This is a genomic window from Bordetella tumulicola (assembly GCF_054779135.1).
Genome location: NZ_BAAGYU010000010.1, coordinates 180,918 through 195,522, shown reverse-complemented (window position 1 = coordinate 195,522; position 14,605 = coordinate 180,918). Strand labels below are relative to the sequence as shown.

The window sequence follows — 14,605 nt, the reverse complement described above, 5'->3', positions numbered from 1 at the left end:
CGGCAGTCAACCAATGCGCGAGTTGTAAACCAGCTTGCTGATGTCTTTACGCACTTTGACGCCATCGGCGTCAGGGGGAAACTGCAGCATGAGATTGCCCAACGGATCGATGATCCAAATGGGGTCCAGCAGATTCGCCGTGACATCGTCGGCCAGCAGGAAACGCGCCAATTGCTCGGGCTTGGCACGCACCATGACAGTGCCCTGGTAGGCCTGTAGTACCTTCTCGGGGACTTCGGCGTCGTCGGTAATAAACCAGACACGCGCCAGACGATCGACGTTCTTGCCCTGGCTGGCGTGCGAATTACGCGTGATAAAGAGCTTGCGAGCGCATGACTCCGGACAAGCTGCCTCACCCGCACTGAGCAGTAACCATTTGCCCGTCAAGCTTTGCAGATCAAAAGGCTTGCCGTCCAGGGTAGTCAATTGCAGCTCGCTCGCGTCGGGCATGGGACGCTGCGGCTCGATCAGCGACCCGTAATTGCTGGCACTGTCAGGCCACCATTGGGGGTTGTTATACAAGACAAACGCCGCCAGCACCGGGGCCAGGGTGAACAGAAACACCACAATCAGTGGCGTAAGCGAACGCTTTTTACGAGGGACGGTTGGAGTAACTTGAGCCACGAATACTTTCCTGTAAATCGTTGAGCCTAGGAGGGCTTGCGGCGACGTAGGGCACGCCAGGCCACCACCAGCCAGGCCACTGCGGCAATTGCGGCAAATGAAAACCATTGCAAGGCGTAACCCTGATTCTGGTTGTAATCCACCGATGGCTGAGGCCAATCGCGCACCAGTGTATCCTCACCGCGCGTTTGCATCAGCACGGTAGGCAGCAGCCTCAGGCCGGTGGATTGAGCGTAGGCGGTCAACGCCAGATTCTGGACTTGCGGCACGCTGCCATCGGCCATCGGTAGTGTCGTGGGCAACTGGCCTTGCGACTCGCCCCCCAACGACCAGACTTCAAACAGGCGCGGCACACGGTCAGTCAATTCGCCCACCACGGACAGCGCCCCCCCCGAGGTATCGGGCAGTTGCGGGCGTTGACCCGGCAAGGTCCGTGGCAACCAGCCCCGCAGCACCAACACCGCGTGGCGGCTCGCCGCATCCAGCAGCAAGGGCGTGGCCAGCCAATAGCCAGGCTTGCCCGCCTGATTGCGGTTATCCAGCAATACGCTGTATTGATTTAACCACTCACCCGTGGCCTGGGCGGGCCGCCAGGCAGTCAATTCGGCCGAAGGCGTCGTGGGCCTCAATGCTAAGGGCGGTTGCGCCCTGCCTGCTTCAATTGCGGCCTGGATTGCGCGGCGCTCGTCGGCGCGGCGCAGTTGCCAAGCCCCCAGCGAGGCTAATATGGCGACGGCCACGCCCAGCAGCACCAAAGCTGTCACGATTCGCCGGACTGAATGAGCCATGTCTGCAATAATTCCGTTTTACCCGGAGGCCAAAATGCGTATTTTTGTCGTCTTGGCATTCATCGGGATCTTGGCCAGCCTTGCCTCTGCGCTGATCTACCTGATGAAGGACAAGGGCACGACCAATCGAACCGTCAACGCGCTAACCGTGCGTATCGGACTATCTGTCGCCCTGTTTCTGTTCGTTCTACTCGCCCATCACCTGGGCTGGATAGAGAGTACAGGGTATCGTTAACGGCCGCAGGATATCTCGCCAGCGAGGTGGCCCCAGGCGTGCGAATGCCCCCTTTCGGGGGCATTCGTTATCTATGCCAGCGATCAGAACCAATATACAAACAGGTACAAGCCCAGCCAGACGACGTCGACAAAGTGCCAATACCAGGCTGCGCCCTCGAAGCCAAAGTGATGATCGGCGGTAAAGTGCCCGCGCAACAAACGAATCAGGATCACGGTCAGCATGGTCGCCCCCATGATGACGTGGAAGCCGTGGAACCCTGTCAACATGTAGAACAGCGAGCCATATACGCCCGAGTTGAACTTCAGGTTCAGTTCGGTAATGGCGTGGTGATATTCGTATGCCTGGCACGCCACGAAGACGAAACCCAGGATCACGGTGGCGGCCAGCCAGAATATGGTTTTGCGACGATGATTTTCACGCAAGGCATGGTGAGCAATCGTCAGTGTCACACCGGAGGTCAACAACAATGCCGTGTTGATGGTGGGCAACCAAAACGGGCCGACCGTCTGGAAATGCTCGACGACCCCTGCCGGACCAAAGTTAGGCCAAGCAGCCTGGAAGTCAGGCCATAGCATCAACTTGTGGTCCAGATCACCCAGCCACGGCGTGGTGATCGTCCGCACATACCAAAGGGCGCCAAAAAAGCCCGCAAAGAACATGACCTCGGAAAAAATGAACCAGCTCATGCCCCAGCGATACGACAGGTCGATGCGCTTGCTGTTCATTCCTGCCTCGGATTCCTGGATGGCATCGCCAAACCAGAAATACAAGACAGTAATCAAGCCGAGCACACCCGCCAGCACCAGCCATTTACCCCAGCTGACGTCATTGACCCAAGCTGCGGCACCGAGCCCCATCGCCAGCAGCGCCACCGCCGTGCGCACAGGATGAGCGGAATCCGCCGGTACGTAGTAGTACGGTGCTTCTTTTCCTTGAACCGAGTGGCTTGCACTCATGGTCTTCTCCCTGGTACTGATTTGTTGAAATGCTTGTTGCTTAGCTCAAACTCGCGACGGCCCAGCGCACGATCAAGACGAGCACCGACACAAAAATCACACCGGCCAGCACACCCGCCACGATCAGATGCACGGGGTTGAGTTTGCCTGCATCCTCTTCGTAACCCGCTGCCCGGCGCACACCGAACATTCCCCACAGCACCGCCTTCAGTGTTTGCAGGAAGTTCAGCTTGCGCTGCGATGCGTCCCGAATGTCGTGTGTCATCACTCCCTCTACTTGATGGCCGTGCCAGTCAGGATGGCCGAGCCGCGAAAGAATGTCCAGGCAAACAGGGCCAGCACCAATACCAGCAGAATCAGCCCGACAGTCTTGTTGCGACGGCGTTGTTCAGGAGTCATGACAGCGTACTCAATCGACTTACTTTACTTCTGGGGGCAATTCAAAGGTATGGAACGGCGCCGGCGAGGGCACAGTCCACTCCAGACCTTCGGCGCCTTCCCAGGGTTTGGCGGCAGCCACTTCACCCTTGCCACGATAGCAACGTAACATGGCGTACAGGAATATCAACTGTGACAGACCAAACCAAAAAGCGCCGATCGTTGCGATCTGGTGGAAAGTGGTGAACTGCGCGGCGTAGTCAACGTAACGACGCGGCATACCGGCCAAACCCAGAAAGTGCATGGGGAAGAACGTGACGTTGAACGAAATCAGTGTGGACCAGAAGTGGATCTTGCCCAGCTTTTCGTTGTACATGCGGCCCGTCCACTTGGGTACCCAGTAATAGGCACCGCCAAACAGCGCGAACAGCGAACCGGCCACCAGCACATAATGGAAGTGCGCGACCACGTAATACGTGTCGTGCACCTGAATGTCGATCGGGGCAATCGACAGGATCAGGCCGGTGAAGCCGCCCATGGTGAACACGAAAATGAAGCCGATCGCGAACAGCATGGGGGTTTCAAACGTCATCGAGCCGCGCCACATGGTGGCGATCCAGTTGAAGACTTTTACGCCCGTCGGGATGGAGATCAGCATCGTGGCGTACATGAAGTACAACTGGCCGGTGACAGGCATCCCGGTAGTGAACATGTGGTGCGCCCATACGATGAACGACAGCACCGCAATCGCCGACGTGGCGTAAACCATGGAGGCATAGCCGAACAGTTTCTTGCGCGCAAACGCCGGCACGATGGCAGACACGATGCCAAACGCCGGCAAAATCATGATGTAGACCTCGGGATGCCCGAAGAACCAGAACACGTGTTGATACAGCACGGGGTCGCCACCGGCGGCGGCATTGAAAAAGCCGGTGCCGAAATGGCGGTCAGTCAGCACCATGGTAATGGCGGCGGCCAGCACCGGCATCACGGCGATCAGCAAGAAAGCCGTGATCAGCCAGGTCCAGCAGAACATCGGCATTTTCATCAGCGTCATGCCAGGCGCGCGCATGTTCAGGATGGTGACGATAACGTTGATCGCACCCATGATGGACGACGCGCCCATGATGTGCACCGCAAAGATGGCCAGGTCCATGCCCGGACCCATTTGGGTCGAAAGCGGCGCATAGAGGGTCCAGCCAGCAGCCGTGGCGCCACCCGGTACAAAAAACGAGGCAGTCAGCATGATCGCAGCCACCGGCAACAACCAGAAACTGAAGTTGTTCATCCGGGCAAAAGCCATGTCGGATGCGCCGATCTGCAACGGAATCATCCAGTTCGCAAAGCCGACGAACGAAGGCATGATGGCGCCGAACACCATGATCAAGCCATGCATGGTGGTGAACTGGTTGAACAGTTCAGGCTGGAAGAACTGTATACCGGGCTCGAACAACTCGGTGCGCAACAGCAGGGCGAGCGTGCCACCCTCGAGCAGCATGACGAACGAGAAGATGAGATACATCGTCCCGATGTCTTTGTGGTTGGTGGCAAATAGCCAACGGCGCCAGCCCGTAGGTATAGCGTGGTGATGTTCATCGTGGCCATGGTCGTGGCCGTGGCCGTGGCCGGGCGACACGTGATCGACTGTGACGCTGCTCATGATCGACTCCTTCCTGCTGTATGCCGAACTCTGTTCAAGAGGCCGGCAGATGTCTCGTAACGGGGTTTGCTACCAATAGGACGGGGAGTGCGCGCAATCAGCGCGCCGCCACAGAGTCCTTGGGCTGTACCACGGGGTCTTCGCCCTTGCCCGCATTGCTCCAGGCGTGACGGGTATAGGTGATGACCGCAGCAATTTCAACGTCATTCAGTTGGCCGCCAAATGCCGCCATGGCCGTACCGGGCCGCCCATGCAGAACCGTCTTGAGCTGCTCAGCCTTGGGACCCAACACTGTCTTGTCGCCGTCCAGCGGAGGGAAGGAGCCCGGGACGCCCTTGCCGTTGGCCTGGTGACAAGCCACACAGTTGGCGCCAAAGACCTTTTCGCCACGGGCGATGAGCTCTTCTTTGGTCCATTCCTTGTTGGGGTCGTCGGCGTTGGCCGCCATTTTCTTTTTCTGCTCTTCGGCCCATGCGTCATAGTCGGCCTGAGGCAGAACCTCGACCACAATGGGCATGAAAGCGTGATCTTTGCCGCACAACTCGGCGCATTGCCCCCGATAAATACCGGGCTTTTGCGCGCGGAACCAGGCGTCTCGCAAGAACCCCGGGATCGCGTCTTGCTTGACGCCGAAGTCAGGAATCATCCAGGAGTGGATAACGTCGGCGGCCGTCAGCACGATGCGGACCTTTTTGTCGACCGGCACCACCACGTGGTTGTCGGTTTCCATCAGATAGAACTCGCCCTTGGGTTCGCGGCCATCAATTTGACTGCGCGGCGTGGAGAGTGTCGCCAGGAACTTAACCCCGGAGGCCGGGCCATCCAGGTATTCGTAGCCCCACTTCCATTGATAGCCGGTGGCTTTGATGGTGAGATCGGCGCTGGACGTGTCTTTCATGGCGACGACCGTTCTGGTGGCCGGCAGCGCCATGGCAATCACGATGATGAAAGGGATGACGGTCCAGGCGACTTCGACACCCAGATGCTCATGAAACGTGGAGGCTTGGTGCCCGCGTGATTTCCGGTGCGCCCAGATAGAGTAAAACATGACGCCGAACACGCCAATGAAAATCACACCACAGATAATCAGCAGCAGCCAATGCAGCCACACGATATCTTGTGCAATTTGGGTAACGCCTTCGTGCAAATTAAGCTGATCAACTCTGGGACCGCCAGGCATATCTTGTACTTGCGCGCCTGCAGCACAGCTGAACAGCAACACACAGGCGCCCAGTATCCCTCTCCACCACTTCTTCATGCTTACTCCGAAACATGTCGCGGGCTCTTCCGCACTCGCTCGATTGCGAGTGGCGGAATCCACACAATTATTAAGACGGCAGGTACGAAACTGACTCGCAGCCGGTTTGCCCCACTCGAATCACAAAGAACCGCAGAATTATAGCGGACGCACCCTATCCAATGTTATCCAGCGCTCTCGCATCATACACAACTGTGTCGATACTGCCTCGCTGGCGGGTCCGGCGTGCACTAAAATTCGGTTATGTCGACCTCCCAATTACATGACCAATCGGCCCAATTGGCCGCGCTTTATACGCAGTTAACACAGCGTGTACAAGAGCACCCACCCGAGTTGGCTCGCCCCCTCTACATCGCGGATCGCTGTTGTGGCTGGGCGACGCACGCCGCCTGTGATGCACTCAAACATGTGCCCCAAGTGCAGGTACAGGCCGATGCCCTGCGCATCGGCACCGGGTTTACCGCTGGCCCCGAACTCAATGCGCTGTTGACCCATGTCGCCGAAACGCTACGCAGCGCGGACTGCCTGCGCGGCTGGCGCAACGAACTGATGGACGTGACTGCGGCGGACGACTGGTTGGGCGTCATCGAACGTGCCGCCATGCGGCCTCTGGGCCTGCTGACCCGCGCCGTGCACTTGAACGCCTGGACGCCCGACGGACGCCTGTGGATTGCGCGCCGTGCGCTCAGCAAATCCACTGACCCCGGTATGTGGGATACCTTGGTTGGAGGCCTGGTCGGCACTAAGGAGGATCTGGAAGACGCTCTGCTGCGCGAATGCGCGGAGGAGGCGGGCCTGGCGCCCGCCTGCCTGGCACAACGCTCACCGCTACGCACAATACTGCGTATGCATCGCAGACTGCCCGAGGGATATCAAGTAGAAGATTTGCTAACGAGCACCTGTGTCCTGCCTCCGGATACGCAACCCGCCAACCAGGATGGCGAGGTCATGGAGATTACCCATGTCACGACTTCCGAAGCCGTACGCGGCATCATCGACGGCGAGTTCACCCTGGAGGCCGCGCTGGTAATCCTCGAAGACATCACGCGGCGCCGGGCTCATGGGGAAATCTAGTCCTCAAGCCTCGTTCGGTGTCGACGGAGGAACGGGCGGGCGAACGGCGCCTGACTGAACAGATGACGCAGACGAATCGAGCGGCACTGTCGGCGCAGTGGGCGGCGTGACCTCCCCTGTCTCCGAGAACTGCTTCCAGACCTCGATGGCGCGCTGCCGCTGCTTGGCGACGACTTGGACCCGGTCTTTCAGATCCGCGTCCCGCGCCAATAGCGCATGGACGTCGCGTAGAGACAGCATCAACAGCTTGCTGTATCCCCGCGAATGCACGTCCAGCACAACGTCCAGTTCGCCCAAAAGAGCCAATTCGCCAAAAAATTCGCCACTGCCCAATTCGACCGTCGTACCGTCGGGCAACCGCACCTCGACGGCACCAGAAGCCACAAAACACATTTCCTGCCCGTGCCGCCCGCGTGTCAGAATCGCCTGATCAGGCAGGGCCAGGCGAGGTCTCAACAATTTGCTGATGGCGCGCAGGGAATCCGCGTTCAGGCCTTCGAACAAAGGCACGCGGGTAATGAGCTCTGCCGCCCCCAATTCCATATCCAGAGGGGGATGTCGGTCGATATGGCGCCAGCGACTTTTCAGTTGAGCCATCAAATCGGCATAGACCTCGCCGCTGATCAAGGATTGTTCGAGCATGTCGTGGTAACGGATACGCTCGAATTCTCGCGCGGTGCGGCCCAGATAGCTTTCCTGCAGCCACAAAGCGTACGACGGATATTGCAGATTCAACGCCTGTAGCGCGTGCCCGATCAAATCCAATCGGCGCTGATGTACCGCCACAATCTTCTGAGCCGCTGTCTCACCCAACAGCGGCGCGATCTGCTCACGCGAAAAAACGATCAACCGCTGTGCAACAGATTGCTTGGTCAGCAAACTGGCAAACCGCCGACCCAACTCATAGGCCAACCAGCTCTGAAACCCAAACGTGTAGTGCATGCGCAAGGCCACGCGAAACGCGATGGAATAACGCACGTCCGCCACCATGCCGCGCTCAAAACCGGCCAGCCCCCCCGCCCGCACGACGTCCTCGAGCCGCTCGGAGCGAGCCAACAAGGACTCGGCCAGTCGCCAATCCACAATCTGCGCTTTCAGAATGTCAAAGAACAGTTCCTGTTCGCGCTGCGCCAGGATGGCCAATCCCACGGAAACGCGTTGCTCGTCCGTCATCTGGCTAACCTGGCCATCATGTACGCTGGCCAGGCTGGCATCGAACACGGCACTAATACGATCACGCGCCTCAGGATTGATGTGGTCAGTATTGGCCACTTCGTTTGTCTTTTCCTGGATACCTGCCAGTGCCACCACCAGCACCTGATTGCGTATGGTGCGTTCGGCCATGGACAACTGGTTTAACCCCAGCATGCGGATCAACGGACGCAAGGTCATGCCGTTAATGAACAAGGTCGCTAGCACAAAGCCCGTCGTGACAACGGCGATAAAGTGCCGTGTGTCTTCGGGCACCGCGTTCTGCTCAGTCACCGCCAATGCCAGAGCCAATGACACGGCGCCCCGCAATCCACCCCACATCATCACGGTCTTGTACGGTGTGCTGACCTTGGTACCAAACCGCGTCAACCCCAGCAATGGCAATAGCCCAAATACCACCACCCCTCGGGCCACTAGCGTCACGACAAACACCACCACCACCAACATCAACTCTTGCAGATCGGTCGCCGCCATCAATTTGGGAACCAACATCGCCGCAAAAATAAAAATCAGCGAATTGGCCCAAAACCCGAATTGCTCCCAAGAACTGGCCAGATGCTCGAACGTCACGGGCGACATGCGCGTGCGCCCCGTTGATCCTACGACTAGACCAGCTATCACGGTCGCGACCACCCCCGATACGCCCAGATAGTGCTCGGAAATAAAAAACGACAGATAAGCCAACGTCAGTGTCAGGGTGATCTCGGCAGTCGGATAACCTCGCAACCAGGCAAATAGGAAACACGCGCCGCGCCCCATGGCAAAACCTGCGAGACCGCCTCCAACAAAGTGCACGACAAAATCGGTGAACACGCCGCTGACCGACAATGTCCCCGTCCCGCCCAGCACCGCAAGCAGCACGGAATACAGGGCGATCGACGCGGCATCATTGAACAGGCTCTCGCCCTCGACCAGCGTGGTCAGGCGCTTGGGCGCGCCGACCTCACGAAAAATCCCCACCACTGCGACCGGATCCGTGGTGGCCACGATAGCGCCCAGCAAGAGGCAAGCCACGATCCCGTAAGACGACACGGCGTCGACCACAAAACCGACCGCTACCGTACATACCACCACCGCCACAATGGCCATCATCAGGATGGGGCCGATATCATCCATCAGGCGGCGTACATTCATTGCCAGCGCCGTCTCAAACAACAGCACCGGCAAGAACACCGTCAGAAAGGTTTCGGAGGAGATCTCGAAACGTTCGATCGTGTCCAGCAAATCACTTAGCACGGGCGGCGCCCAGCCGTGTAAATGCAGGCCTATGCCCAGCAAGCAACCCACGATCGCCAACAACACCGAATACGGTAATTTGACGCGGCCTGCCAATGGCGGCATGAAGCACACTAGCGTGAGCAAGCCAGCAAGACCAAAGACAATAAGACCAATATCCATGAAGGAAGGCAAACGCCATGCATATCAAACGGAGCACCAAGAATAGCGTTTTTTCCCGTTCTCCAGCGGACAAACGGCGGACAACCACGTTTCGTTACGGGTCGTTCACATTCAGAGGGCCTGCTACGAGGCTTTTTGGGTAAGGTACTGAGCTTTTATTCGACAATCAGGAGGCCCCTTGCCGGCTTCAACTTCCAGCGCTGGCCGGACCGATGCGCCGACGCTGCTGGTGCAACTCACCGATACGCACCTGATGGCGCGGGCAGATAGCGTGATGCATAACGTCAACACCGACGCCTGTCTGCGCGCGGTATTGGACTTGGTGCGCATCAATCGGCATCGCCCGGATCTACTTCTGGCCACCGGCGACTTGACGCAAGACGGGTCTCCTGAGGCTTATCAACGCCTGCGCAGCGTACTTGAGCAAGCCGATTGGCCAGTACGGTGCCTGCCCGGCAACCACGACGATCCGCAGGCCCTGCGCCAAGCGATGGGCCTCTGGGCCCAGCCCGTCACGGATATCGGCGCCTGGCGCATTATTTTGTTGGACTCGACCGTACCGGGCTCAAACGCGGGCCATATTGATGACGCCCAGTTCGACTTGCTAGAGCAGGCTGCCGCCCTGGCAGGCGACCGCCATGTCCTGATCGCGCTTCATCACAACCCCGTGCTAATACAGAGTGACTACACCGACACCATGATGGTCGACAATGCCCAGGAGCTATTCCAGCGCCTGGCCGCCATCCCACGTGCACGCATCCTGCTTTGGGGGCATGTGCACCAGGCCTTTGATCGCCGCCGCCACCATCTGCGCATGCTGGCCACACCGTCGACTTGTTTTCAGTTTGCGATCCGCGACGGTAAATATGTCGTGGACGATAGCCCGCCGGGTTACCGCTGGCTAAAGCTATACCGCGACGGATCGCTGGCGACAGGCGTGCGGCGCCTGAATATCGCGACATGGCATGACATCTTGGCAGCCCACCGGGAACCCCTGGCAACGCCAACACCACCGATGCCAGCACCATAACGTTCAGGCAAAAAAATAGGGCGCCGATATGCGAGGCGCCCTGCAAGCATCCGTTTCATAGGGGAGGGGAAGAGGAGAAGCCGAAACGGATACAAGACTACAAGCCGGGTAGCGGCTAATGCGGTCTACGTAAGTTAGTACACGCCGCGAGCAATAAGTTTCGGTCCTGAGTGGGTTTGACGCACCAAAATTGAATCAAAATGTGTCAACACGAAGAATGCCTCGGACAAGCGAAAACCCCGGCGAATCGCCGGGGCTGTCTGGATATCGCAACCGATTGAAAATCAGGCGGGGCTCAGGGTGCCGCGCATTTTTTTCAAGGCAGCGGATTCGATTTGGCGAATACGCTCGGCAGACACACCGAACTCTTGGGCAAGCTCTTGCAGGGTGGTCCCGCCTTCGTCTTGCAGCCAACGAGACTCGATGATGCGACGTGAGCGCTCGTCCAACGCTTGCAGTGCGTGAGTCAAACCCGCGCTCTGCAGGTCGTCGTGGTCGCGACGGTCAAGAACCTGCGTGGGCTCTGCCTGCCCCTCGTCAGACAGGTACGAAATGGGGGCATACGTCTCATCATCGTCGTCCTGCTTTTCCAGCGATAAATCACGGCCGGAAAGGCGGATTTCCATTTCGCTGACGTCTTCGCGTCTTACGTTCAGCGCTTGGGCGATGTTATCGACCTGTTCGGGATCCAGCGTCTGGCCATCGGGACGCATACTGCGCAGGTTGAAGAACAGCTTGCGCTGCGCCTTGGTGGTCGCGACCTTGACCATGCGCCAGTTACGGATGATGAATTCGTGGATTTCGGCCTTGATCCAGTGCACGGCGAACGACACCAGACGCACCCCGCGTTCGGGGTCGAAACGCTTGACGGCCTTCATCAGGCCGACATTGCCCTCCTGGATAAGATCGGCGTGCGGCAGGCCATAACCGAGGTACTGGCGAGCCACCGACACCACGAGGCGCAAGTGCGACAGCACCATCTCGCGGGCAGCCTCGAGATCGTCGTGCGCCCGCAGACGGCGGCCGAGTTCGGTTTCGCGCTCGGCGGTCAACATGGGCAGTTGATTGACGGCCGAGATATAGGCCTCGATGGAGCCAAGCGAGCCTGGATTGGCAACGGCCAACGCCAGGGCGTTGCCGGACAGGGCCAACGAATGACTGGGTTGTTTCATAGTTGCGGTCTCCAAGTGAGAGGTTGACAGCGACATAAAGCGATATTAGCACTCTATACAGGGGAGTGCTAATTCGACTGCGGCAGCGCACCAAAGTTCCGTCGTATTCGGCCGTTGCCGCGCTACCAGCTCAGTTGTCGCAGTGCGTCTTCCGTAGCCTGCCCATCGGGCCGGATGACCACGCCCCCCCGGGGATCCATATAGATCTGGTAGCGCGCCCCGTCCAGCATGGGCATGTAAGCGGCACTACCGTATTCCACATCCACAAAGGGCAGCCAGTTTGGGAAAACCCGCCTGAGCGTGGCCAGATCAGGCACCGGCCAATCGGACAAGTCATGGACGCTGCGCACTCCGGTTTTCTCTTGCTGGACGTCGCGATAGCGGCCCGAAAGCCGTTCGAACTTGTACAGGGGCGGTGCCCCAGCCAACAAAGCCGGCAGATTCCAGCGGATCACTTTGGCGTCGATCTGCCATTGGTCGCCGGTCAGCGTGTAGAGGCGATCCGCTTTGCCTGGCACCTGGGCCGTCACGAGGAACGACGAGGGCGCCTGTTCGTGCATTTGCACTGAGGCAACTGGGACATCGGTCGTCAGATGCAAGAACTGTACCAACGTCAGCGCCAGCATCGCCGACACCCCCGCCAGCGCGATCAACAGAACACCAAAGAGACGTCGAATCGGCCGCAACCGAAAAATCCGCCGTCCCGAGGCATCGCGCGGCCCACCCCGACCGAACAGCAGCATCATCCCGGGAATCAAGACAATCAAGGCCGCCAGGGCCATCCAGACAAAGGGGGCAAAACCATTGATCACTGATTGATCCTCACATGCAGGGGCAAGGGTGGCTCAGTCAAAAGCAGGGTGACAAAGCAGGTGTCGCCACACGATAGCCCGGTTTGTCGATACGCCGCTTTAACAATGTTGATCAGCGTGAAACCGCAGGTGATCGTGCATAAAAGTGGAAATAAAGTAATAGCCGTGATCGTAGTCGGCGTGGCGGCGCAGCGTCAGGGGCTGATCGGCCTGACGGCACGCATGCTCGAATACCTCAGGATACAGTTGCTCGGCCAGGAAGCTGTCGGCCAACCCTTGGTCGATCAGAATACCCTGCGGAAAAGGCCGGTGTGCCCGCGTCATCAACTCGCTGGCGTCATACGCCTTCCAGGTCTCGGTATCGGGCCCGAGATAGCGGCTGAATGCCTTGTGCCCCCAAGGACATTGCGTCGGCGCCGCGATAGGCGCAAAAGCGGACACCGAGGAAAATTGGTCCGGATGGCGCAGCGCCAGGACCAACGCACCGTGACCTCCCATGGAATGCCCAAATATGCCGGTACGCGACGCATCGCCCGGTAAATCCCGAGTCGCGATGCCATAGAGCTCGTCAGTGACGTAGCTTTCCATGCGGTAATGCGACCGCCAGGGCTGCTCGGTGGCGTCGAGGTAAAACCCCGCACCGGTACCAAAATCCCAGTCGTCGTCCTCTCCTGCGATGCCCGCGCCGCGAGGGCTGGTGTCAGGCGACACCAACATCACACCGAGTTCCGCCGCGAGACGTTGTGCACCGCCCTTGATCATGAATGTCTCTTCGGTGCAAGTCAGCCCCGCCAAATAAAACAGCACGGGGACACGGCCTCGCTCCGCCTGGGGCGGGATATACACAGAAAACCGCATGGGCAGCCCAATAGCGCTCGAGGCATGCCGATAATAGCGTTGCCAGCCACCGAAACAGCGGTGTTGCGAAATCAGTTCCAGATCTGTCATGGCGTGTGAAATTCCCTGCTGATTGCGTTAACAACTGATGTTAACCTGCACAAGTGACTCGCCTGCGGATAGCGACGGGGACGTCACAGGCCACCACCCCCTCGCTAATCCCCTCTCGACGGCTGTGGCACTATTTATATATAGTGATCAAACCCACCGTTCTTTCTGGCTTGGTGCCCGTTCAACGCTATGGCTCGACTGCCCCGCTTGTATGCCCCTGGGTTGCCCCAACTGGTGCAGGCCAATTTCGTTCAGCCTTTAGCGACGCCGTCACAACCGGCGCCGCAGGATGTGCTCAACCAATTGACGACCTGGCTGGGTGACTCCGCCCAACGACATCGGGTCGCCGTGCACGGATGGGTATTGGCAAACGACCGCATTCTGCTGCTGGCCACGCCCACCGACGAAGAAGGCCTGCCGCGCCTGATGCAGACGCTGGGCCGCAATCTGGCGGCACGTTTACGGGGTGGACGCGTTTTTGCGGGCCGCTATCGATCCGCCTTGCTGGAACCCGGTGTATGGGTCTTGCCCGCACTGATCTGGCTGGAGACGTATCCGGTGCGTAGCGGCAGCACATTCGATCCGGACGCCTGGCCTTGGTCGTCGGCAGGAGGCCATACCGGCAACACCGCCGCCGCCACGCCGCCATCGCCCTGGCAGTCCGATCACGCCGACTATTGGGCCTGCGGAAACACGCCCTTTGATCGCCAAGCCAATTACCGCCGTCGCTTGCAAGAAGGCCTGTCACAAGAGGAAAGCCTGGGCATTGACCAGGCCGTGTCCGGACAGTGGGCACTAGGAGGCCCGAATTTCATCGCCAGCCTGGCTCATACGGCCAGCCGTCGTGTGGCCCCGGGGCAGCGGGGCCGTCCCCGCAAGAAACCCGCTGATGACGTAGCGTCGTAGTCACGCGTGTGTCCGGCTTGGCCACGTAGCTGGCGACCAGGTACCCGCAGACGCAAGGCCCAATACACGTTGTGCGTCGCACCAATCAACATTGATTGATGCAAATAGCCAGTCCCTGGCACGTGCCGCACGACCCATTCATAACAAAAAA

Annotated in this window: 16 protein-coding genes; 5 read left to right on the top strand and 11 right to left on the bottom strand. The window is 59.0% G+C overall.

Features of this window, described 5'->3' with window-relative positions:
- Window positions 1-6: 6 nt before the first annotated feature.
- Both ACYVDM_RS18175 and ACYVDM_RS18170 read right to left on the bottom strand, forming a co-directional pair.
- Window positions 7-624 (bottom strand): SCO family protein, encoded by a 618-nt coding sequence (locus ACYVDM_RS18175; RefSeq protein ID WP_415787420.1) that lies wholly within the window; start codon window positions 622-624, stop codon window positions 7-9.
- Window positions 625-650: 26 nt separating this feature from the next.
- Window positions 651-1,412, bottom strand: a complete 762-nt coding sequence (locus tag ACYVDM_RS18170; RefSeq protein WP_415787418.1) for an SURF1 family protein — start codon at window positions 1,410-1,412, stop codon at window positions 651-653.
- Between the two features lie 34 nt (window positions 1,413-1,446).
- On the opposite strand from ACYVDM_RS18170, the gene ACYVDM_RS18165 reads away from it, so the two are divergent.
- Window positions 1,447-1,647, top strand: a complete 201-nt coding sequence (locus tag ACYVDM_RS18165; protein WP_415787416.1) for a twin transmembrane helix small protein — start codon at window positions 1,447-1,449, stop codon at window positions 1,645-1,647.
- Between the two features lie 83 nt (window positions 1,648-1,730).
- Here ACYVDM_RS18165 and ACYVDM_RS18160 read toward each other — a convergent pair whose 3' ends face one another.
- The 5 genes from ACYVDM_RS18160 to coxB form a co-directional block, all read right to left on the bottom strand.
- Window positions 1,731-2,606, bottom strand: coding sequence for a cytochrome c oxidase subunit 3 (locus ACYVDM_RS18160; RefSeq protein ID WP_415787414.1), 876 nt, complete (start codon window positions 2,604-2,606; stop codon window positions 1,731-1,733).
- 40 nt (window positions 2,607-2,646) lie between these two features.
- Window positions 2,647-2,871 (bottom strand): DUF2970 domain-containing protein, encoded by a 225-nt coding sequence (locus tag ACYVDM_RS18155; RefSeq protein ID WP_415787412.1) that lies wholly within the window; start codon window positions 2,869-2,871, stop codon window positions 2,647-2,649.
- A gap of 8 nt (window positions 2,872-2,879) precedes the next feature.
- On the bottom strand, window positions 2,880-3,005 hold the full coding sequence (locus ACYVDM_RS18150; protein ID WP_415787410.1) for a cytochrome oxidase small assembly protein: 126 nt from the start codon (window positions 3,003-3,005) through the stop codon (window positions 2,880-2,882).
- Window positions 3,006-3,024: 19 nt separating this feature from the next.
- Window positions 3,025-4,644, bottom strand: a complete 1,620-nt coding sequence (gene ctaD, locus ACYVDM_RS18145; protein ID WP_415787408.1) for a cytochrome c oxidase subunit I — start codon at window positions 4,642-4,644, stop codon at window positions 3,025-3,027.
- Window positions 4,645-4,741: 97 nt separating this feature from the next.
- Window positions 4,742-5,902 (bottom strand): cytochrome c oxidase subunit II, encoded by a 1,161-nt coding sequence (coxB, locus tag ACYVDM_RS18140; protein ID WP_415787406.1) that lies wholly within the window; start codon window positions 5,900-5,902, stop codon window positions 4,742-4,744.
- A gap of 243 nt (window positions 5,903-6,145) precedes the next feature.
- Here coxB and ACYVDM_RS18135 point away from each other — a divergent pair, with 243 nt between their 5' ends.
- On the top strand, window positions 6,146-6,976 hold the full coding sequence (locus ACYVDM_RS18135) for an NUDIX hydrolase (RefSeq protein ID WP_415787404.1): 831 nt from the start codon (window positions 6,146-6,148) through the stop codon (window positions 6,974-6,976).
- Between the two features lie 3 nt (window positions 6,977-6,979).
- On the opposite strand, the gene ACYVDM_RS18130 is transcribed toward ACYVDM_RS18135, so the two are convergent.
- On the bottom strand, window positions 6,980-9,586 hold the full coding sequence (locus tag ACYVDM_RS18130) for a cation:proton antiporter (protein ID WP_415787402.1): 2,607 nt from the start codon (window positions 9,584-9,586) through the stop codon (window positions 6,980-6,982).
- A 178-nt stretch (window positions 9,587-9,764) separates the two neighbouring features.
- Between ACYVDM_RS18130 and ACYVDM_RS18125 the strand changes: the two genes are divergently transcribed.
- Together ACYVDM_RS18125 and ACYVDM_RS18120 are read left to right on the top strand one after the other, a co-directional pair.
- Complete coding sequence (locus tag ACYVDM_RS18125) at window positions 9,765-10,616, top strand: phosphodiesterase (RefSeq protein WP_415787400.1); 852 nt, start codon at window positions 9,765-9,767, stop codon at window positions 10,614-10,616.
- Window positions 10,617-10,816: 200 nt separating this feature from the next.
- A complete protein-coding gene (locus tag ACYVDM_RS18120) occupies window positions 10,817-10,897 on the top strand; it encodes a CagY family CD-EC repeat-containing protein (RefSeq protein ID WP_415788838.1) in 81 nt (26 codons plus the stop codon).
- Between the two features lie 3 nt (window positions 10,898-10,900).
- Here the strand turns inward: ACYVDM_RS18120 and rpoH are convergent, their stop codons facing one another.
- The 3 genes from rpoH to fghA form a co-directional block, all read right to left on the bottom strand.
- Window positions 10,901-11,788: an RNA polymerase sigma factor RpoH gene (gene rpoH, locus ACYVDM_RS18115; protein WP_415787398.1), complete on the bottom strand. Its 888-nt coding sequence runs from the start codon at window positions 11,786-11,788 to the stop codon at window positions 10,901-10,903.
- Window positions 11,789-11,910: 122 nt separating this feature from the next.
- Entirely contained in the window at window positions 11,911-12,600 is a 690-nt protein-coding gene (locus ACYVDM_RS18110; RefSeq protein ID WP_415787396.1) for a hypothetical protein, read from the bottom strand.
- Window positions 12,601-12,699: 99 nt separating this feature from the next.
- Window positions 12,700-13,548, bottom strand: coding sequence for an S-formylglutathione hydrolase (gene fghA / locus ACYVDM_RS18105; protein WP_415787394.1), 849 nt, complete (start codon window positions 13,546-13,548; stop codon window positions 12,700-12,702).
- A 189-nt stretch (window positions 13,549-13,737) separates the two neighbouring features.
- On the opposite strand from fghA, the gene ACYVDM_RS18100 reads away from it, so the two are divergent.
- On the top strand, window positions 13,738-14,454 hold the full coding sequence (locus ACYVDM_RS18100; protein WP_415787392.1) for a hypothetical protein: 717 nt from the start codon (window positions 13,738-13,740) through the stop codon (window positions 14,452-14,454).
- The last annotated feature ends 151 nt before the right edge of the window (window positions 14,455-14,605 follow it).